Source organism: Bifidobacterium margollesii (assembly GCF_002860355.1).
Taxonomy (GTDB): Bacteria; Actinomycetota; Actinomycetes; order Actinomycetales; family Bifidobacteriaceae; genus Galliscardovia; species Galliscardovia margollesii.
The window spans coordinates 57,683-74,847 of the sequence record NZ_NMWU01000007.1 but is presented as its reverse complement, the minus strand read 5'-3'; the positions used below and the strand labels follow the sequence as shown (position 1 = coordinate 74,847).

Genomic DNA, 17,165 nt, shown 5'->3' with positions numbered 1-17,165 from the left:
ACGGCAGGGACGTGTTCGACCTGTTCTTCCGGCAGCTCACCGACGGGCAGCGCGCCTCCATCCGGGTCGTCACCGGCGACGGCGCACGCTGGATCGACTCATGCGTGCGCGAATGGTGCCCGGACGCGCAGCGCGTGCTCGACGGCTTCCACATCGTCTCCTGGATGAGCGACGCGCTCGACCAGGTCAGGAAACGCCTCTGGAACCAGGCCAGACGCGAAGGCGACGAGGAGACCACGAAACGCATGCGCGGCGTCAGGTACGCGGTCCTGAAGAACCCCGACCATCTCACCGGACGGCAGGACGAATCCCTCACCGCGTTGGGGAACACGGATCCCAGGGGACAGCTCTACCGCGCATGGCGGCTCAAGGAACTCCTGCGCAACCTGCTCAGACACCCCATCGAACAGGCCCGCGGAGAGCTCAAACACTGGGTATTCTGGGCGTCCCACAGCCGCATCCCCGAGATCGTCGAACTCTCCAGGAAGATCAGGAGACGCCGGCCCGACATCCTGCGCACGATCGAGCTCGGCTACTCCAACGCCAGGCTCGAGGCGTTCAACAACCGCATCAAGGTCACCATCCGCATGGCCTACGGCTTCCACCACGTGAACAACCTCATCAGCTTCGTCATGCTCAGATGCGGCGGCCTCGACATCCGACTGCCGGAGCCCACCAACTAACCCACGAAAACAACAGAAGCCTCTTATTTCATGGCCATCTTGCTGAGGAATTCGCGTACGCGTTCGGTCTTCGGATGATCGATGACCTCCTCCGGCGTGCCTTCCTCGAGGATCGTGCCCTTATCCACGAAGATCACGCGGGAGGCCACGTTGTGCGCGAATCGTATCTCGTGGGTCACGATGATCATCGTGACGCCGGTTTTGGCGACTTCGACGATCGTGTCGTTCACGTCGCTCACCAGTTCGGGGTCAAGCGCGGAGGTGGGCTCGTCGAACAGGATCACATCCGGGTCAAGAGCCAAGGCTCGGGCGATCGACACGCGCTGCTGCTGACCGCCGGAAAGCTGTACCGGATACCGGTCGGCGTATTCGGCAAGCCCGACCTTCTCCAGCACTTCGCGTGCGACGGCGACGGCCTTGTCCTTGGGCATCTTCTGCACCACGGTGAGGCCTTCGGTGATGTTCTGCAGAGCCGTCTTGTTCTTGAACAGGTTGTAGTTCTGGAACACCATGGCGGTTTTGCGTCGCAGGGCGAGAATGTCTTTGTTCGACACCTTGCCGTCATAGTCGATGAACGACCCGTCCACCCGCACCGAACCGGAGTCGGGCCGTTCGAGGGCGTTGATGCATCGCAGCAGCGTGGTCTTTCCCGAGCCGCTGGAGCCGAGAATGGCCAGTACCTCGCCTTTGGGGACGTCAAGGTCGATGCCCTTGAGGATCTCGTTGCTGCCGAAGGATTTCCGGATCCCCCGCAGCGAGACGACGATCCCTTCGTCGTGTGATTCGGTGTGCTCTGTCATCGTTGTCCTCAATCAGTGTCGTGAACTCATATACCGTGAACCGTCAGCGCGGCTCGTCGTATTCGTCGGATCGCTCCTGCGGTCCGACGAATACGGCTACTTGCGGGTGAACCGCAGCACGCAGGTGGGATTGCCGTCGGCGATGGTGCCTTCGAGGTCGAACTTCACATGCGGGAACTGTGCCGAGAAGGAGTGGTCTCCGGCCATGGCGATCTCGCACAGTCGGGCGATCTCCTTTTCGTTCTTGCCCTGCTTGACCCACTGGGTCACGTACGGGCAGTAGTGGAAGTCGATGCGCAGTTCGTTCTCGTTCTTGGTGACCGTCTCCATCTCGTAGATCTCGCGGTTGTGATCGGTGCCGAACTCGTCGATGAACTCCTGGAAGGAGTCGGGATCCTTCATCGTCTTGCGGAACGCCTTGGCGTTGTCCACGCCGTAGTCGGCGACCGCATCGTAGGCGAACTGGTCGTCGAGACCGTGCTTGGCGGCCTCGTCCACCATGCGGCTGATCGTCGCAGCACGCCGTTCGGAGATCTCCCTGGCGGCGTCGACCATCTCCCCATGCAGTGTGGGAACGTTGTTTTCGAATGCCATCGTGGGCCTTCTTTCCTTGAGTTTCCCGGGAAACCCGGGGCCGTCGGCGGAATCGTCGACGGACGTGAATGTTCCGTTCAGAATTCCATTATGCTCTTGCCGGCTGCATGAAAAAGCCGATCCGCTTGTAAAGCTTGTCACATCCGAATTCGATCGCCGCGCAGACGATCCAGTAGATGATCGCCGCGTCAACGTACGCCTCCAGATACTGGTAGCCGTCCGCCGCGCTGATCTGCGCGGTGATGAGCATTTCGGCCACGTTGATGATCGAGGCCAGCGACGTGCCCTTGAGCAGCCAGATGAAGTAGTTGGTCATGCTGGGGATGGAGATCACCGTCGCCTGGGGAAGAATGATGCGGATCACCGTCTGCACGGGAGTCATGCCCACCGCGGCCGCGCTCTCGATCTGTCCTTTGTCGACGGCCTTCACCGAGGAGACCACCACATCGGTGATGTAGGCGCCGAAATTGCAGGAGAGGGCCACCACCGCGGCCGGGAAGTACGGGATGTGCCGCGGGTCGAACTGGTAGACGCCGATGGAGTCCAGCCACTTGCATACGAGAGGCACCGCATAGTAGCAGAACAGCAGCTGCACCGTCAGCGGCACACCCTTGATGAAGGTGTTGAGCGCCACGACGATCTGCTTGGCCAGCGGCACGCGGGAAAGGATTACCGAGCCGAACACGATGGCGATGATCAGAGCCCACAGCATGGACCAGAACGTCAGGGACAGGGTCTTGGGCAATCCGGCGAGAACGGTCGGAAAGTCGCTGACCATGAAATCGTAGTCGAGTTCCATCAGGCGGTCCTCCTTTCGTAGCGTTCCATGCGATGCGAGGCGAGGGTGAACACGATCTCAAGAATCGCGCACATCACGAAGTAGATCACGGCTGCCGCGCCGAGGATCCACAATTGTCCGGCACCGTAGCTGGCCGCGATCACGCCCTTCGCGTAGCCGAGCATTTCCACGGCGCCGATGGTGAACGCCACGGAGGTGTCCTTGAGCACGTCGATCTCCAGATTCTTCAGGTTGAGGATCGCCACCTTCAGCGTCTGAGGGACGATGACGCGGAAGAAGTTCTGGGTTCTGCTGAATCCGATGCTCAGACCCGTTTCGATCTGCCCCTTGTCAACACCGAGGTAGCCGCCTCGCAGCGTCTCGCACATGAAGCACGAGAGGTTCATCGTCGTGGCGATGATGAAGTAGACGCCCGCCGGCCAGTCGTTGATGTCGATGCCGACGAGCCAGAAGATCTTCGGCAATCCGAAGAACACCAGATAGATCTGGACGATTCCCGGGGTGCCGCGGAAGAACGAGATGTATACCGTGCAGATCCAGTACAGGATGTTGTGCCGTCCGACTCTGACGATGCACAGCAGCGTTCCGAACAGCAGCGAAAGCACCGACGGCACGAACCAATACACCAACGTGACGGGGATGTGCTCGATCAAACCCGGCACCACGGTCTGCATGAGATCCGCTGGCATAGTCACTCCTCTTTATATCGTTCCTGCATTGCGGTGGAACCGGCCCAGACCCGCGGAAAGGGAAGCGGCGCGCGACTGCGATCCACTTCCCTTTCGTCCGGCTGATTCCACTATCGGGCCGTCCGGATCATCGTCCAACGATCGGAATCCTCGGCGATATGTCCGGCCGGTCCAGTGGGGTCACTCGATGGTGACGCCGAGCTTCTTGGCTTCCGCGAAATCATCCTGCTTGAAGTACTTCTGCGTGAGCTTGGCGAGGCTGCCGTCCTTGATCTGGGCGGAGATCTGCTCGTCCACGGCCTTCTGCAGATCGGTCTGCTGCTTGTTGAACAGGATGCGGATACCGGCGGCGTCGACGGGCTCGGTGACCTTCAGCTTGTAGCCGAGGGTGTCGGCCACGCCTTCGTACTGGGCCTTGGAGAGGTAGACGGCGTCATAGGAGCCGGCCTTCACGGCATCGAACATATCCTTGAAGGTCTCCTGGTTGGTGACGGTCGGCACTTCGATCTTGATGTCGGGGTGGCGCTTGAGCCAATCCTGAATGGCGACGTAGCGGCCGTCGGTCGGCACGATCGGGTCGAGGGTCTTGCCGTTGAGGTCCTCAAGCTTGTTGATCGGGCTGCCTTCCGGCACGATCAGGTTCATGAAGAAGTAGTCGTAGGGCTTGGAGAGCAGGTAGTCCTTGGCACGGGCGTCGGTCTTGAAGAAGGCGCCGATCACCGCGTCGTACTTGCCCTGCTTGGTGCCCACCAGAGCGGTCTGGTAGTCGACCAGCTCGTACTCGAACTTGTAGTCCGTCAGCTTCTCGTCAAGGGACTTGAGCACTTCCAGATCGAATCCGGCCGGCTTGCCGTCCTTGTCGGCGTAGGAGTACGGCGGATCCTGGGTCTCCAGTGCGATCTTGACGGTCTTCTCGCCGCTGTTGGATTCAGAGCTGCTCGAAGAGCCGCATGCCGCCAGGGACCCGACGGTCACCAATGCGGCGATGGCAGCGACGACTGCCTTCAACTTGCCCATAATCATTCCCCTCTGCTTCACCCGGAGGCTTCATCGATACGACTACGGCATATTGCGGGCCGTTGGGATTCAGCGATCGATGCTCGCCTTCGGCGGTGTTGATTCGTGTGTGTTTCATTGCGTTTGCCGCAACTACCCGGTTACTGTACAGCTCAGCGACCTCGAACTTGCCACATTCGCCATCAGCTTTGCTTATAGGATGCTATAAGACGGCGAATGGGGCCGGAGATATCAACGGTCTCCAGCCCCATATCAATCGAATCGATGACGTTCCGGCCACCCATACACCCCGGTGCGTCCCAACAATAGGGACGACCGTCATTCATTTAGCCATGGTAGGCGGCCCTGAACGCCTGATCAAGATCGGCGATCAGATCCGCGGGATCCTCCAGACCGATCGACAGACGTATGTCGCTGTCGGTGATCCCGGCACGTCTGCGATACTCCCCCGGCACCTCGCGGTGGGTGATGCGCGCCGGATCCACGATCAGCGACTTCGCGTCACCGATGTTCGGCAGATAGGTGAACACCTTCGTCGAGTCGATCAGACGATACAGGTTCTCCCGATCACCGTCGATGCGGAACGAGAGGATCGTGCCCACGCCCTTCGGATAGTACCGATCGACGAGCGCACGCTGCGCATCGTCGGGCAGGCCGGTGTAATGCACCTCCTCCACATGAGGATGCCCGTTCAGCCATTGCGCGATGTTCAGCGTGCTGGCGACCTCGCGATCGAGCCGCACAGGCAGGGTTTCCAATCCGATCAGCTGCTGGTAGGCGTTGAAGGGGCTGAGCACGGCCCCGAAAGTGCGCACGTATTTGGTACGGATGCGTCTGATGAACGCCAAGTTGCCGAACAGACTCGCGAAGCTTCGGGGGATGCCGCGTCTTTCGTCGCTGATCACCTGTTCGATCCGCGTGAATTGCGGATGCCGACCGGCCGTCCAGTCGAATCGTCCGGCGTCGATGACCACGCCGCCCAGCGCATTGCCGTGCCCGCAGATGCCTTTGGTGGTGGAATGCACGACGATGTCCGCGCCGAATTCGATCGGCCGGAACAGGTACGGCGTGGGGACGGTGTTGTCGATGATCAGCGGCAGACCATGCCGGTGCGCCAGATCGGCCAACGGCTGCACATCGGTGACGCGCGTGGAGGGATTCGCCACCGATTCGGCGAAGATCGCCCTGGTTTCGGGCCGGATCGCCGATGCCACTTCATCGGGATCGTTGATGTCGTCCACGAAATCGGTATGGATGCCGAACTGCGGGAAGAACGTGGCCAGCGCATCCACGGAGGCACCGTAGATGTCGATCGGGGCGATGATCCTGCCACCTCCTTCGGCCGCGGCAAGCAGTGCGAACGACACCGCCGCCATGCCGGACGATACCGCCACCGCGGCCTGTCCGCCCTCCAATGCCGCCAGACGCTTTTCCAATGCGTCGATGGTCGGATTGGCCACACGCGAATACGAGAATCCCAACTCCTCGCCGCCAGCCAGACGGTCTCCCCTTGCCGCCGATTCCATGTCGAACGCCGCCGTGGAGTAGATGGGCACGCTGGCGGCATTGGCATTGGCTGCCCGGTCATAGCCGTAATGCACGGCGTTGGTGTCGAAGGTGGTCATGGTCTGTTGTGGCTCCTTTCCGAACCATACGAAAAGCGATCCTGCCTTGGATCGCTTTTCGTATCTACATATATCTTCTATCTATCTACGCTTCCGACGTGAATGCCGCAGCCATCCAACGCCACGGCATATTCCCGTTCAGCGCAGTCCGTCGAGCGCCTGCGCCAGTAATGCCGCCCCGGCCTCGAGAGTACCGGCGGCTTCATGACTGAACGAAAGTCTGATCGCATCGCGATGCTCGCCGTCACGGCCGAACGCCTCGCCTCTCAGCACGCGGACACCGGCCGATGCCAGTCGGCGGGTGACGTCGGATTCACCGAAGTCCACTCCGGGGATCCTCGCCCACAGAAAATATCCGCCGCGAGGCTCGTCGAAGACGATGGACTCGCCGAACGCCGATCGAAGGGCGGCGGCCAATGCCCCGGCCTTGACTGCATAGACCTTGCGTTCGGCCCGAACAAGGGACTCGAACCAGTCTGGACGACCGATCAGCGAGGCGATGATCCGTTGGGAGACCACCGAAGGATGCGCATCGATGCTCTGCCGCAGCGACGTCAGCAATGCTATGGTGCGTTTCGAGGCGACGATCCATCCGACCCTCCATCCGGGGCCAAGCGTTTTGGAGAACGATCCGATCTCGATCAGAGACGTCGGCCCGGAGCCGTCGAACGCCTCGGAGGGAAACCATGCCGGTTCGTCGTGGAACCACAGATCCCGATAGGGATTGTCCGCGATCAGCGTCACGCCGTATCGATCCGCCAACGAGACCAGTCGATGCTTCGTTTCGGCGCCGAGCACGGCACCCGTCGGATTCTGGAAATCCGGAACGAGATACAAGGCCCGATACCGCTCCCCCGACGACAGGCGACGTTCCAAGGCATCGACGTCCACACCATGAGGACCGCTCGGCACCGATTCGACGCGGGCGCCGGCGATTCGCAGAATACGGACGCCGCCCGGAAAGACCGGATCCTCGACCAGTACACGGTCGCCGGGATTCACCACGGCCGCAGCCGCAAGATAGACGCCCTGCATGGCCCCGTTGGTGATCATCACGTTCTCGACCGACACACCTCGACGCTGCGCGACGAAACCGCGCAACGATTCCAATCCGGCGAACGTCGAGTATGACAGCGCGTCGAATCCCGTCGACGGATCACGCATGATCCCGTCGAACGCCTCGCGGAAATCGTCGCGCGGCAGCACCGAGGCGTCGGGAATGCCCGCCGTCAGATCCACCCGAATCGGCGGAGCCTCCATATCGTGCCCTTTGAACAGCTCATCGGAGGGAATCCGGCCCAGCAGTGCGGAATATTCGTATTCATTAGCGGTCATCGTTCACTCACAGCCATTTTCCGGGATTGAGGATGTTCCGAGGGTCCAATGCGGCTTTGATCGCACGTTGCACGGCAAGATTGCGGTCCCCTACCTGTTCGGCGAGGAAACCCCTGAGCTCGATGCCGATCCCATGCTCGCCGGTGGAGGTTCCTCCCAACGCGATCGCCTTGCGAACCAGCCTGGCGTGCGCCCGTACGAGCCCTTCGGGCGGTTCGGACTCACCGTTCCGGCCGACGAAGAACGCCGAATGCACATTGCCATCACCGACATGCGCCACCAGCGAATAGCCGTATCCGCTCTCGGACGCGATGCGTTCCAGCTCATGCAGGTATTCGGGCAGTTCACCGATCGGAACGGCTGCGTCGCCGCCGACCATCCAACTGCCGTCCGGCACCGGCTTGCCGCCGGAGCGCAGCGCAAACAGCGCCGCCACCGCATCCTCATCCGGGGTCAGCACGCTCGCCTGTTTGGACTGCAGGGCTGCGGTCACCACCCTCGCGGCTTCGACGGCACCGTATCCGTCGGTCTGCACGATCAGCAGCCACCGGCGTCCTGCCGCGGCTTCGCGATACCGTTCATCCTCGTATAGTCCGGCAGGTATGGCGAGCAGCTCGAAAATCGACGGCTGCACGTCGGCCCGGCTCACCCGCTGCACGGCCTGGGCCGCTTCGGCAAGCGTGCCGTAGAATCCCAGGGCCGTGGCAACCAGAACCGGCCGGGGCCGCAGCCGCAGCGTCGCCTCGACCACCACGCCCAGTGTTCCTTCGCTGCCGGTGAACAGCGAGGTCAGATCAAGTCCGGCGACGTTTTTGATCGCACGGCTGCCGGTCTCGATCACGGATCCGTCGGCCAGCACCACCCGCAGGGAAAGCAGCGAATCTCGGGTCACCCCGTATTTCACGCAGTGGAATCCTCCGGCGTTGGTGGCGATGTTGCCGCCGATGGTGGAGATGCCGGAGCTCGCCGGGTCCGGCGCATAGAACAGTCCGGTGCCTTCGAGACGCCGATTGACGTCGGCGGTGATCGCGCCGGCCTGCACACGAATCGTATGGGAGGTGAGATCCGGCTCTCCGATGGCCGTCAGACCGGAGGTGTCGATCACCACACCGGTTCGGGTGGGTACCGCTCCGCCGGCGAGGCCGGTGCCGGCACCTCTGACGAACACCGGAAACCCGTATTTCGCCGCGAGTCTCACCGCTGTCTGCACCTGTTCCACCGTCGTCGGCGTAATCGAAGCCACGGCACGCTCCTCGTCGATGAATCGGGATCTATCGTGCGACACGGTTTCGAGGGTCTCGGCGGAGGTATCCACGATCTCCCCCGGCAGTTCGCGAGTCAGGGCCTTCAGAAAATACGGTATGGAACCGGGGGCGTCCACCGGATGCGGCGCCTCGCGCAACGCCTCCTGCGCGTCGATCACGGGATCGGCGTGCACCAGCGGGGCGGGGATGTCATAGGCATACTGCACGGCCCGATATCCGCCGTCGACGATCACCGTCTCCCGCTCGGGACGCCGCACGAAACCATACGATTCATACAGTCTGCGGGCCGCGCGCATGCGCAGTCCGGTGCCGATGCCCACCCTACGAAATCCCAGTGCGCCGATGCGGCGTACCGCATGGTCGATCAGCGCATGGCCCACGCCAAGCCCCCGGGCTTCGGGAGCCACGGCGAGCAGCCGAAACCCCCGTTCGCCCGGCCAGTCCCCGCCATGCTCGTCGAGGGGCACTTCGGCGGTTTTGGGGGTGAGCACCACGCCAAGCGGACGATTCCCACGACTCCCGTCGCTGACGGCCACCCATACATCGGCGGTAAGGGCGTGACCGGCGATATCACGCATGTCGGCCGCATACTCCGCGGAAACCTCCATGACCGAGGAGAACGAGCGCACCACAAGCTCCCCCAGGTCCCGGTATTCAGTCGGCTGCGCAAGTCGAACGGTCACTTCGCGGCGATCGCGTTCATCGGTTCTCACCGAAGCCGTCAGCGTATTGGTCATGATCGGTCACACCCCCTGTATGGTTCAGCCGGCAGTCCGCCGGATCACTCGCCCAACTCCCGACGCAGCACGGTTTCCAGCGACGTGGTCGGATGGCCAAGCACGCGGGCAAGGTCTCCCGTCTGCAGGGCAAGCGCCCCGTTGGCGGTGTCGATGGCGGTCTGCACCTCGTAGGCCACACCGCCTTCCGGTACGCCGGCCTCGGTGAGCGTGGTCCTCAGTTCGTCGGGGGTCAGATTGACGTATTCCACGTCCTTGCCGCCGATCCTCGCGGCGACGGCAGCCAGATCGTCGTAGGTCCATGCCTCATCGCCGCTGAACTCGTAGGTCTTGCCGGCATGCCCTTCGCCGACAAGCACCTGAGCCGCAGCCTCGGCGTAGTCGGCGCGGGACGCGGAGGCCACCTTGCCGTCGTTCGCCGCGGACACGATCCTTCCCGTGGCGATGCCCTGACGCACCACATCCACATAGTTTTCGGTGTACCAACCGTTGCGCAGGATCACGGCGGGCACGCCGGAATCACGCAGAATCGCCTCCGTCTCGCGATGTTCGGGAGCCACGAACAACGGGGACCGGTCGGCGTCGAGCACCGAGGTGTAGGCCAGAAGCTCCACGCCTTCGGCCTTCGCCGCCTCGATGACGTTGCGATGCTGCGCGGTACGCTTGCCGAACTCGTTGCCGGAAATCAGCAGCACCCTGTTCGCGCCCTCGAACGCCTTGCGCAGACTTGAGGGATCGTCGTAGTCGATCTTCGCGGTTCGCACGCCTTTGGCGGCGAGATCCTCGACCTTCTCCACGGTGCGCGCGGCCGCGACGATGGTCTGCGGGTCCACGCCCTTATCCAGCAGGGCGTTGACGGCAAGATGACCGAAATGCCCGCTGGCGGCGGTGATGACGATGCTCATATGTGGTTCTCCTTGGTGTTGTGATGTTGTGGTTGGTGATGTTGCGTGTTGGCTTCGGTGCCGGTTTCGCTGATGAGAGACGAGAGGAATGGAAGACCTCGGCTCAGTCGAGCACGGCCTCCTTGTAGGCGTTCAGCGCCTCGTCCGGTGCGGTGCTGGCGATGGAGCACGACGGCGCCACCACGAGTACGTCGTCGGCGGCCCTGCGGGCTTCGGTCACTTCACGGCGTACCTCGTCGGCGATGGAATCGACATCGAGGAATCCGCTGAGCAACGCGTGGTTCACCCCGCCCACCTTGGTCTTGGCGAGCGGCGCATCGAAGTCGGCGTTGGTGTCGTCGGTGTGATCCCAGTTGATGCCCTCCAACGGGTAGTCCTGGAACCATTCGGGGTGCGACTGCTCACCGCAGGTGTGCACCACGCGGTAGGAGCCCTTGGCCCCATCAAGCACGATGTTGTCGTACGGACGGGAGAACTCGTTGAATTCGGCCTCGGTGAGGAAGTCGGGCTTGGTGAGCGCGGCGATCACGAACACCAGTCCCTCGGCGCCGGCGCGACGCTGCTCCTCGGCATAGAACGCCAGGGTTTCGGCGATGGCATGCAGCGCGTGGTGAAGGCCCGCGCGATCCCCGCGGATGAAGTCCTGGATCGTCAGCGTGGACGTGGAGCCCGGTGCAGCCGGAGCGTTCGAAGTGAACGGGATGCCCGCCAGCTTGGTGAACACGTTCAGCGGCGAGTAGAGGGTGGCGAACACCGGCGTATCGGGAGCACCGGCGGTCACGTCGCGAATCACACCGAGCTGCTCCTGGATCGGCTCGTTGGCGGTGAGATCAAGCGCATCGATCTTCCACGTATCCTCCACGTCGTTGATCACGGCATGGGTCTGGGCCGGGATCGGCAGACCCGGAACCGGGTAGTTGTCGTAATCATAGGTGTTGCCCCACGCCTCGGCATAGTGCACGGTACGCGGGTTGAGCTTGATCCAGTCCCAATCCCACTTCTTCGCATAATCCAGCGACGCGCGGGTCAGCGCCTCGCCGGTGCGTTCGGCGGCGACCTCGTGCGTGTAGGCGCTCAGCGGCGGACGGTCGGCCTTCTCCCCCGCGAAGACAGCAGCCAGTCGATCTCGCTTGGTCCATTCGGTCATGGTGGTTCCCCCTTCTATTGGTTGTTTCTTTGGTTATTTCTGTTGGTTATGCGGCCTTTCGACCGCGATCATTGATATTGGTGATAGTTAGGTATGGATAGTGATGGTTAGGCATGGATACGGATCGGCGATTGTGCCGGTGACCGGTCACAAAACGGCCGGCACTTCCTCCGTTACGGCCGCACGGCCGGGAATGGCCTCGATCAGCCTTCGCGTATACGGATGGGTCGGACGCTCCAGCACCTGTTCGGCAGTGCCGTATTCGACGAGATGCCCCCGTTCCAGAACGGCGATGCGATGAGCGATCTGCGCCACCACCGCCAAATCATGCGACACGAACACGTAGGTGAGGTGGAGTTCACGCTGCAGATCGGCAAGCAGATCGAGGATCTGAGCCTGCACCGACACGTCGAGCGCGGAAACCGGCTCGTCAAGCAGCAGCACCTTCGGATCGATGGACAGCGCGCGGGCGATGGCCACACGCTGGCACTGTCCTCCGGAAAGCTCGCTGGCACGGCGTCCGGCAATCGAAGCCGGCAGCGCCACCTTGTCGAGCAGTTCAAGCACACGACGCCTTCGGGCCGCACGATCCCCGATGCGGAACACGGACAGCGGTTCGGCGATGGCCCGTTCCACAGTGAAATGAGGATCGATGGAATCGAGCGGATTCTGCTGGACAAGCTGCACGCTGCGTCGCAGACCACGCAGCGATGAGCCGCGCAGACGGGAAAGATCGCGCCCCTCCACCGTCACGGTTCCCTCGGTGGGTGTTTCCAAGCCGAGCGCGATGCGCAGCAGTGTGGATTTACCGGAGCCGGATTCACCGACGATGGCCAGGGTCCTGCCACGATCAGCCGCAATCGACACATGGTCGAGCGCCGTGAATTCACCGCCCGATCGGCGAGCGCCAATGGCGAATCGCTTGGTCACCGACTTCCATGCCACTGCCTTGCCGTCATCGTTCCGATCAGCGTCATCGGCTCCGAACGAATCCGCCGAATCGGCGCGCTGATCGCGGTGCGACTGTTCCCGATGGGCCACGGCGAAAGCGGGAGCGGACTCCAGCAGACGTCGCGTATACGCCTGCGTCGGATGGCGAAGCACCGAACGGGTTTCGCCCTGCTCCACGATCCCGCCCCGCCTCATCACGATCACATGGGAGGTGCGGTCCGAGGCCACGGCCAGATCATGCGTGATCATCACCAGCGTGATGTGCCGCTGCTCGACCAGACGGGTCAGCAGGTCAAGCACGGTCTTCTGCACCGTCACGTCAAGCGCACTGGTGGGCTCGTCGGCCACGATGATCTGCGGATCGCTGGCCAATGCCGCTGCGATGAGCACACGCTGCTTGAGTCCGCCGGATAGCTCATGAGGGTACTGCGAGGCTCGCAGCAACGGATCGTCGAATCCCACTTCCTCCAGCAGTTCCAGCACATGCTGCGAGCGTTGCTCACGGGGCACATCGGTATGGCGGGCGACGATTTCGGACAACTGGTTGCCGATGCGCATGGTCGGGTCGAGACTGGTCTGGGGATCCTGCGGCACGAATCCGACGATCCTGCCGCGAATGGCGACGCGTTCCTTCTCGTCGGCCTCCACCACGTCATGGCCCAGCACCTTGACGGTTCCGGTGACGTGGGCGTCGGCGGGCAGAATGCCGAGCAGGGTCTGCGCGATCGTGGATTTCCCCGATCCGGACTCCCCCACGATGGACACGGTCTCACCGGCCGGCACTGCGAAACTCACCGAGTTCACCGCCTGGACCACGCCGCGGCGTGAACGATAGACGACCGTGAGATCGTCCACTTCGATCGCATCGCTCATCGTTCCAGTCCTTCCTTAAGCGTATTGGCGACGATGGTGACCGCGAGCACCGTGGCCACGACGACCAGACCGGGCAGCAGCGGCACCCACGGGCTGGTGATCAGATAGCTTCGACCGTCGTTGATCAGCGAACCCCATTCGGCGGCCGGCGGTGCGGCGCCGAAGCCGAGGAAGCTCAACGTCGCCACCGACATGATCACAACGCCGAAATCCAGCAGTGTCAGCACGGCGACCGGTCCGAAGGAATTCGGCAGGATATGGGTGAGGATGATGCGGGCGTTGGATGCTCCGCAGACGCGGGCCGCCTCCACGTAGGAGCGTTCACGCACGCGAAGCACCTGCGCCCTCGTGGTTCTCGCGAAGGACGGCATGATGCCGATGCCGATGGCGATGGCGACCGGAATCGTACCGAATCCGATGGCGGTGACGATGGTGATGGCCAGCAGCAGACCGGGGATGGCCAGCAGCACGTCGATGCCCCTCATGGTCAGCACGTCGGTCAGGCCGCCACGGTAGCCGGAGATGATGCCGATGATCAGACCGCTGATCGCGGCGATGGCGAGCGCCAGGAGACTGGCGAGAATCGTGGTGCGGGCGCCGAACGTCACGCGGGCGAACAGATCGCGTCCCAGCTGATCGGTGCCGAACCAGTGCTGCGCCGATGGTGCCAGCAGCTTGCTCTGCGGGGACGTGGCATAGGGGTCGTATCGGGCGATGAGCTGGGGGGCCAGCGCGGCAAGGAGGATCACCGACAGATAGGCCAGGCAGATGGTCGCCAGTACATGGTCTCTGATCCATTGCGAAGCCTTGCGAGCCGCCGCCGAGATTGCGACGCCGACCGTTCTGCGCTCGGCCTGCACCGCGGATTCCCGTATTACGGATTCTCTGGACGCATGCAATGGCAGGGCCACGGGCACCGTTTGAATGTTGTCGGTCATGAGACCACTCCCTTTGACGTTTGGATGATGCGCGGATCGAGCAGCGGATAAATGAGATCCACCACGAGATTGACGATGACGAAGGCCGCTGCGGCGAGTAGCACCACGCCTTGGACGACGGGGATGTCCTGCTGCTTGACCGCCTGCTGCACGAGCATGCCCACGCCTTGTCTGGAGAAGATCGTTTCGGCGACGATCGCACCGGTCACCGTGTCGCCGATGGCCAGTCCCAGTACGGTGAGCACCGGCAGGGATGCGTTCTTCACTCCGTGGCGGATCAGCACCTGCCGACGGTCGATGCCGTGGGCCACCGATGCGGTGATATAGGGTTCGGCCAGCACTTCGTCGAACCCGCTCATCAGCAGCTGTCCGAGCAGTGCGCCCGTGGGGATGGACATGGTGATGGTGGGGAGGATCAGCGTCTTCCAACCGTCCATGCCCATCGACGGCAGCCATCCCAAGCCGAAGGAGAACACCTGCATGAGCAGCAGGCCCACCCAGAACGACGGCACCGATTCGCCCAGCGTGGGCAGCAGTCGCAGGAATCCCCTCACGTATCGGTTGTTCACGTAGGAGGCGAGGAATGCCAGCACGAAGGCGATGATCAGGGCCAGTACGATGGCCAGCACGCTGATGAGCAGTGTGCTGCCGATGCGGATGCGGATCAGATCGGCCACCGGCACCCCGTAGGAGTATGAGGTGCCGAAGTCGCCGTGCAGCGCGGAGGCCAGCATGGTGAAGTATCGGGTCACCGGCCCCTGATCGAATCCGAACTGCGCTCTGAGCGTGGCCACCTGGGCGGCGTCCAGGGATTTGATGTCGGTGCCTTTGGCCTGCAGGGCAAGCGCCAGCGGGTCGGCGGGCAGCAGATTAAGAATGACGAAGGCCACCGTGTATGCCGCCCACATCACCAGCACCGCCTGCACGATGCGAGAGAGTACGTATGTCAACCGTTTCGGCATCACCATCACCTTGTCCTTTCCTGAAACGCCGTTGCGATGCTCATTCGGATCAGTTGCCCGTTCGGATCAGCCGAGCCAGGTGCCGGAGAAGTCGCCGAAGGACTCGGCGGTGAATCGCACGTCATGCACCTTGGAGGACAGCGCGGTGTCCTGCACCCTCTGGAACACGGGGATCAGCAGATACTGTTCGCCGATGTACCTCTGAACGTCCTGATAGATCCTGGTACGCTTCGTCTGATCGGTTTCGGCCACGCCCTTGTCGAAGTAGTCCTCCAGCACCTTGCGCTGCTGGTCGTTGTAGACGCTGCCGGTCACCGATTTGAAGGTGGCATAGCGCACGTCGAGCAGCACGTTCGCGGCGCTGGGATCGGCGCGCGTGTAGGTGAGCGAGGTAAAGTCGTAGTCGCCGGATTCCTGCCGGGATGTCGATTCGCCGTTGGTCACCACGTCGATCTGGAAGTCCACGCCGATGGCCTTCAGTTCGTCCTGGATCAGCTCGTAGCCGCTGTCCTTCTGCGTGGTGAGGTAGTGCAGGGTCAGTTTCCTGCCGTTCTTGTAGCGGTAGCCGTCGGATTCCTGCTTCCATCCCGCCTTGTCGAGCGTCGCCTTGGCTTCGTCGGGATCGTACTTCACGTTGTCCGGCAGGCTCTGGAACGCCGGCGTGGTGGATCCCAGCACGCCCTTCGGCGTCTGATAGTCGGGACGGATCACCGTGGAGGCGTAGGCCTTGCGGTCAAGACCCAACGATACGGCCTTGCGCACGTCGAGGTCGGCCAACGGGCTGCCGTGCCGTACGTTCGGGAACAGGTTGAACACCGACCCCGGCAGGCCACGGGTCTGGAGACTGCCACCCACCTGTTTGATCTGCTGTTCGTCGTTCTCCACGATCTGCGAATCGGAGTCCGACCAGATCACATCGGTCTGTCCGCCGACGAAATTGCCGACGCGAACCGAATCCTCGGGCACGTAGGAGACCACGATCTTGTCGAGATAGGCATCGCCCTGATGCTTGCTGAACGGCGACGGCGTGGTGAATCCCTTGCGCTTGGAGAGTTCGGTGGTGGTGTTCACATCGTACTTGTCGATCACGAACGCGCCGGTGCCGTACAGATCCTTGGCGAGGCAGCGCTCCTCCGGCGTCTTTTCGGTCGACGCCGGCGCGATGATCGCCAGCGTGGTGGTGGCGAGATCACGGAGGAACGATCCGTTGGGCTTGTCGAAGTTGAACACCACCGAATACTCGCCGGTCTTCTCGACGGACCTGAGGTTCTGCACGTAGAACCCGCCCACGGTGCCCGGCTTCTCCTTCAGGGTCTGCAGATCCTCGTTGAAGGTCTTCACCACGGCGTCGGCGTTGAACGCCTCGCCGTTGGAGAAGGTCACGCCCTGCTTGAGGTTGAAGGAGTACTGCTTGCCGTCGGCGCTCACCTTCCAGTCGGTGGCCAGCCACGGCTTGATATTGCCGGTGTCGGGATCCTGATCCACCAGCGACTGCGCGAACTGACGGACCACGGTGCGGGTGCCGGTCCATGCGGTCTGGAACGGGTCGACGCAGTTGAGCGTGTCAGGCGTCTGCGCGATGCGCAGCGTGCCGCCGGACTGCGGACCGCCGGTGGCCGCCTGCGCGGATGAGCCCTGCGACTGACCGCACGCCGACGTCATCAGGATCGCCCCGAACGCGGCGACCGCCAGCCCCTTCCGTATCCATGACCTACGATTCCCCATGAGCTTCCCCCTAGATTCCGCCGTTCCCGGCTTGTTGTTCAAGCGGCCCCTTACCGCTGATGGCCATCAATGTACGGCAAATACCGAAGGGTCGTAAGGCGTGTACTATCACCATCATTT

The 17,165-nt window shown here is 62.6% G+C and carries 15 protein-coding genes; 1 reads left to right on the top strand and 14 read right to left on the bottom strand.

What is annotated here, in order from left to right:
- The coding region (locus tag Uis1B_RS02665; RefSeq protein ID WP_165782694.1) for a transposase at positions 1-683 on the top strand (683 nt) is incomplete at its 5' end.
- Positions 684-706: 23 nt separating this feature from the next.
- On the opposite strand, the gene Uis1B_RS02660 is transcribed toward Uis1B_RS02665, so the two are convergent.
- The 14 genes from Uis1B_RS02660 to Uis1B_RS02595 all read right to left on the bottom strand — a co-directional run bounded on the left by Uis1B_RS02660 (position 707) and on the right by Uis1B_RS02595 (position 17,045).
- Positions 707-1,483: an amino acid ABC transporter ATP-binding protein gene (locus Uis1B_RS02660; RefSeq protein ID WP_101615310.1), complete on the bottom strand. Its 777-nt coding sequence runs from the start codon at positions 1,481-1,483 to the stop codon at positions 707-709.
- Between the two features lie 96 nt (positions 1,484-1,579).
- On the bottom strand, positions 1,580-2,077 hold the full coding sequence (locus tag Uis1B_RS02655; RefSeq protein ID WP_101615308.1) for an L-2-amino-thiazoline-4-carboxylic acid hydrolase: 498 nt from the start codon (positions 2,075-2,077) through the stop codon (positions 1,580-1,582).
- 88 nt (positions 2,078-2,165) lie between these two features.
- The gene (locus Uis1B_RS02650; RefSeq protein WP_101615306.1) at positions 2,166-2,876 is read right to left on the bottom strand and encodes an amino acid ABC transporter permease; all 711 of its coding nucleotides are present in this window, start codon (positions 2,874-2,876) and stop codon (positions 2,166-2,168) included.
- Positions 2,876-3,565: an amino acid ABC transporter permease gene (locus tag Uis1B_RS02645; protein WP_101615303.1), complete on the bottom strand. Its 690-nt coding sequence runs from the start codon at positions 3,563-3,565 to the stop codon at positions 2,876-2,878. The genes Uis1B_RS02650 and Uis1B_RS02645 overlap by 1 nt, the downstream gene beginning before the upstream one ends.
- 180 nt (positions 3,566-3,745) lie before the next feature.
- Complete coding sequence (locus tag Uis1B_RS02640) at positions 3,746-4,588, bottom strand: transporter substrate-binding domain-containing protein (protein WP_101615301.1); 843 nt, start codon at positions 4,586-4,588, stop codon at positions 3,746-3,748.
- A gap of 320 nt (positions 4,589-4,908) precedes the next feature.
- Entirely contained in the window at positions 4,909-6,207 is a 1,299-nt protein-coding gene (locus Uis1B_RS02635; RefSeq protein WP_101615299.1) for an O-acetylhomoserine aminocarboxypropyltransferase/cysteine synthase family protein, read from the bottom strand.
- A gap of 138 nt (positions 6,208-6,345) precedes the next feature.
- Positions 6,346-7,542 (bottom strand): aminotransferase-like domain-containing protein, encoded by a 1,197-nt coding sequence (locus Uis1B_RS02630; RefSeq protein WP_101615298.1) that lies wholly within the window; start codon positions 7,540-7,542, stop codon positions 6,346-6,348.
- 7 nt (positions 7,543-7,549) lie between these two features.
- Positions 7,550-9,544: a GNAT family N-acetyltransferase gene (locus tag Uis1B_RS02625; RefSeq protein ID WP_101615296.1), complete on the bottom strand. Its 1,995-nt coding sequence runs from the start codon at positions 9,542-9,544 to the stop codon at positions 7,550-7,552.
- Positions 9,545-9,588: 44 nt separating this feature from the next.
- Positions 9,589-10,449 carry an SDR family oxidoreductase gene (locus Uis1B_RS02620; protein WP_101615293.1) on the bottom strand — a complete coding sequence of 287 codons (861 nt, stop codon included), beginning with the start codon at positions 10,447-10,449 and terminating at the stop codon, positions 9,589-9,591.
- 103 nt (positions 10,450-10,552) lie between these two features.
- Entirely contained in the window at positions 10,553-11,596 is a 1,044-nt protein-coding gene (locus Uis1B_RS02615) for a uroporphyrinogen decarboxylase family protein (protein WP_101615291.1), read from the bottom strand.
- Positions 11,597-11,743: 147 nt separating this feature from the next.
- Positions 11,744-13,420: an ABC transporter ATP-binding protein gene (locus tag Uis1B_RS02610; protein WP_101615289.1), complete on the bottom strand. Its 1,677-nt coding sequence runs from the start codon at positions 13,418-13,420 to the stop codon at positions 11,744-11,746.
- Positions 13,417-14,358, bottom strand: coding sequence for an ABC transporter permease (locus Uis1B_RS02605; RefSeq protein ID WP_101615287.1), 942 nt, complete (start codon positions 14,356-14,358; stop codon positions 13,417-13,419). The genes Uis1B_RS02610 and Uis1B_RS02605 overlap by 4 nt, the downstream gene beginning before the upstream one ends.
- A complete protein-coding gene (locus tag Uis1B_RS02600) occupies positions 14,355-15,320 on the bottom strand; it encodes an ABC transporter permease (RefSeq protein WP_101615328.1) in 966 nt (321 codons plus the stop codon). The genes Uis1B_RS02605 and Uis1B_RS02600 overlap by 4 nt, the downstream gene beginning before the upstream one ends.
- Positions 15,321-15,386: 66 nt before the next feature.
- The gene (locus Uis1B_RS02595) at positions 15,387-17,045 is read right to left on the bottom strand and encodes an ABC transporter substrate-binding protein (protein ID WP_101615285.1); all 1,659 of its coding nucleotides are present in this window, start codon (positions 17,043-17,045) and stop codon (positions 15,387-15,389) included.
- Between the last annotated feature and the right edge of the window lie 120 nt (positions 17,046-17,165).

Coding starts and splice junctions, on each gene's coding strand:
- Uis1B_RS02660 (WP_101615310.1), bottom strand. CDS start 1,483: ATGACAGAGCACACCGAATCACACGACGAAGGGATCGTCGTCTCGCTG.
- Uis1B_RS02655 (WP_101615308.1), bottom strand. CDS start 2,077: ATGGCATTCGAAAACAACGTTCCCACACTGCATGGGGAGATGGTCGAC.
- Uis1B_RS02650 (WP_101615306.1), bottom strand. CDS start 2,876: ATGGAACTCGACTACGATTTCATGGTCAGCGACTTTCCGACCGTTCTC.
- Uis1B_RS02645 (WP_101615303.1), bottom strand. CDS start 3,565: ATGCCAGCGGATCTCATGCAGACCGTGGTGCCGGGTTTGATCGAGCAC.
- Uis1B_RS02640 (WP_101615301.1), bottom strand. CDS start 4,588: ATGATTATGGGCAAGTTGAAGGCAGTCGTCGCTGCCATCGCCGCATTG.
- Uis1B_RS02635 (WP_101615299.1), bottom strand. CDS start 6,207: ATGACCACCTTCGACACCAACGCCGTGCATTACGGCTATGACCGGGCA.
- Uis1B_RS02630 (WP_101615298.1), bottom strand. CDS start 7,542: ATGACCGCTAATGAATACGAATATTCCGCACTGCTGGGCCGGATTCCC.
- Uis1B_RS02625 (WP_101615296.1), bottom strand. CDS start 9,544: ATGACCAATACGCTGACGGCTTCGGTGAGAACCGATGAACGCGATCGC.
- Uis1B_RS02620 (WP_101615293.1), bottom strand. CDS start 10,449: ATGAGCATCGTCATCACCGCCGCCAGCGGGCATTTCGGTCATCTTGCC.
- Uis1B_RS02615 (WP_101615291.1), bottom strand. CDS start 11,596: ATGACCGAATGGACCAAGCGAGATCGACTGGCTGCTGTCTTCGCGGGG.
- Uis1B_RS02610 (WP_101615289.1), bottom strand. CDS start 13,420: ATGAGCGATGCGATCGAAGTGGACGATCTCACGGTCGTCTATCGTTCA.
- Uis1B_RS02605 (WP_101615287.1), bottom strand. CDS start 14,358: ATGACCGACAACATTCAAACGGTGCCCGTGGCCCTGCCATTGCATGCG.
- Uis1B_RS02600 (WP_101615328.1), bottom strand. CDS start 15,320: ATGCCGAAACGGTTGACATACGTACTCTCTCGCATCGTGCAGGCGGTG.
- Uis1B_RS02595 (WP_101615285.1), bottom strand. CDS start 17,045: ATGGGGAATCGTAGGTCATGGATACGGAAGGGGCTGGCGGTCGCCGCG.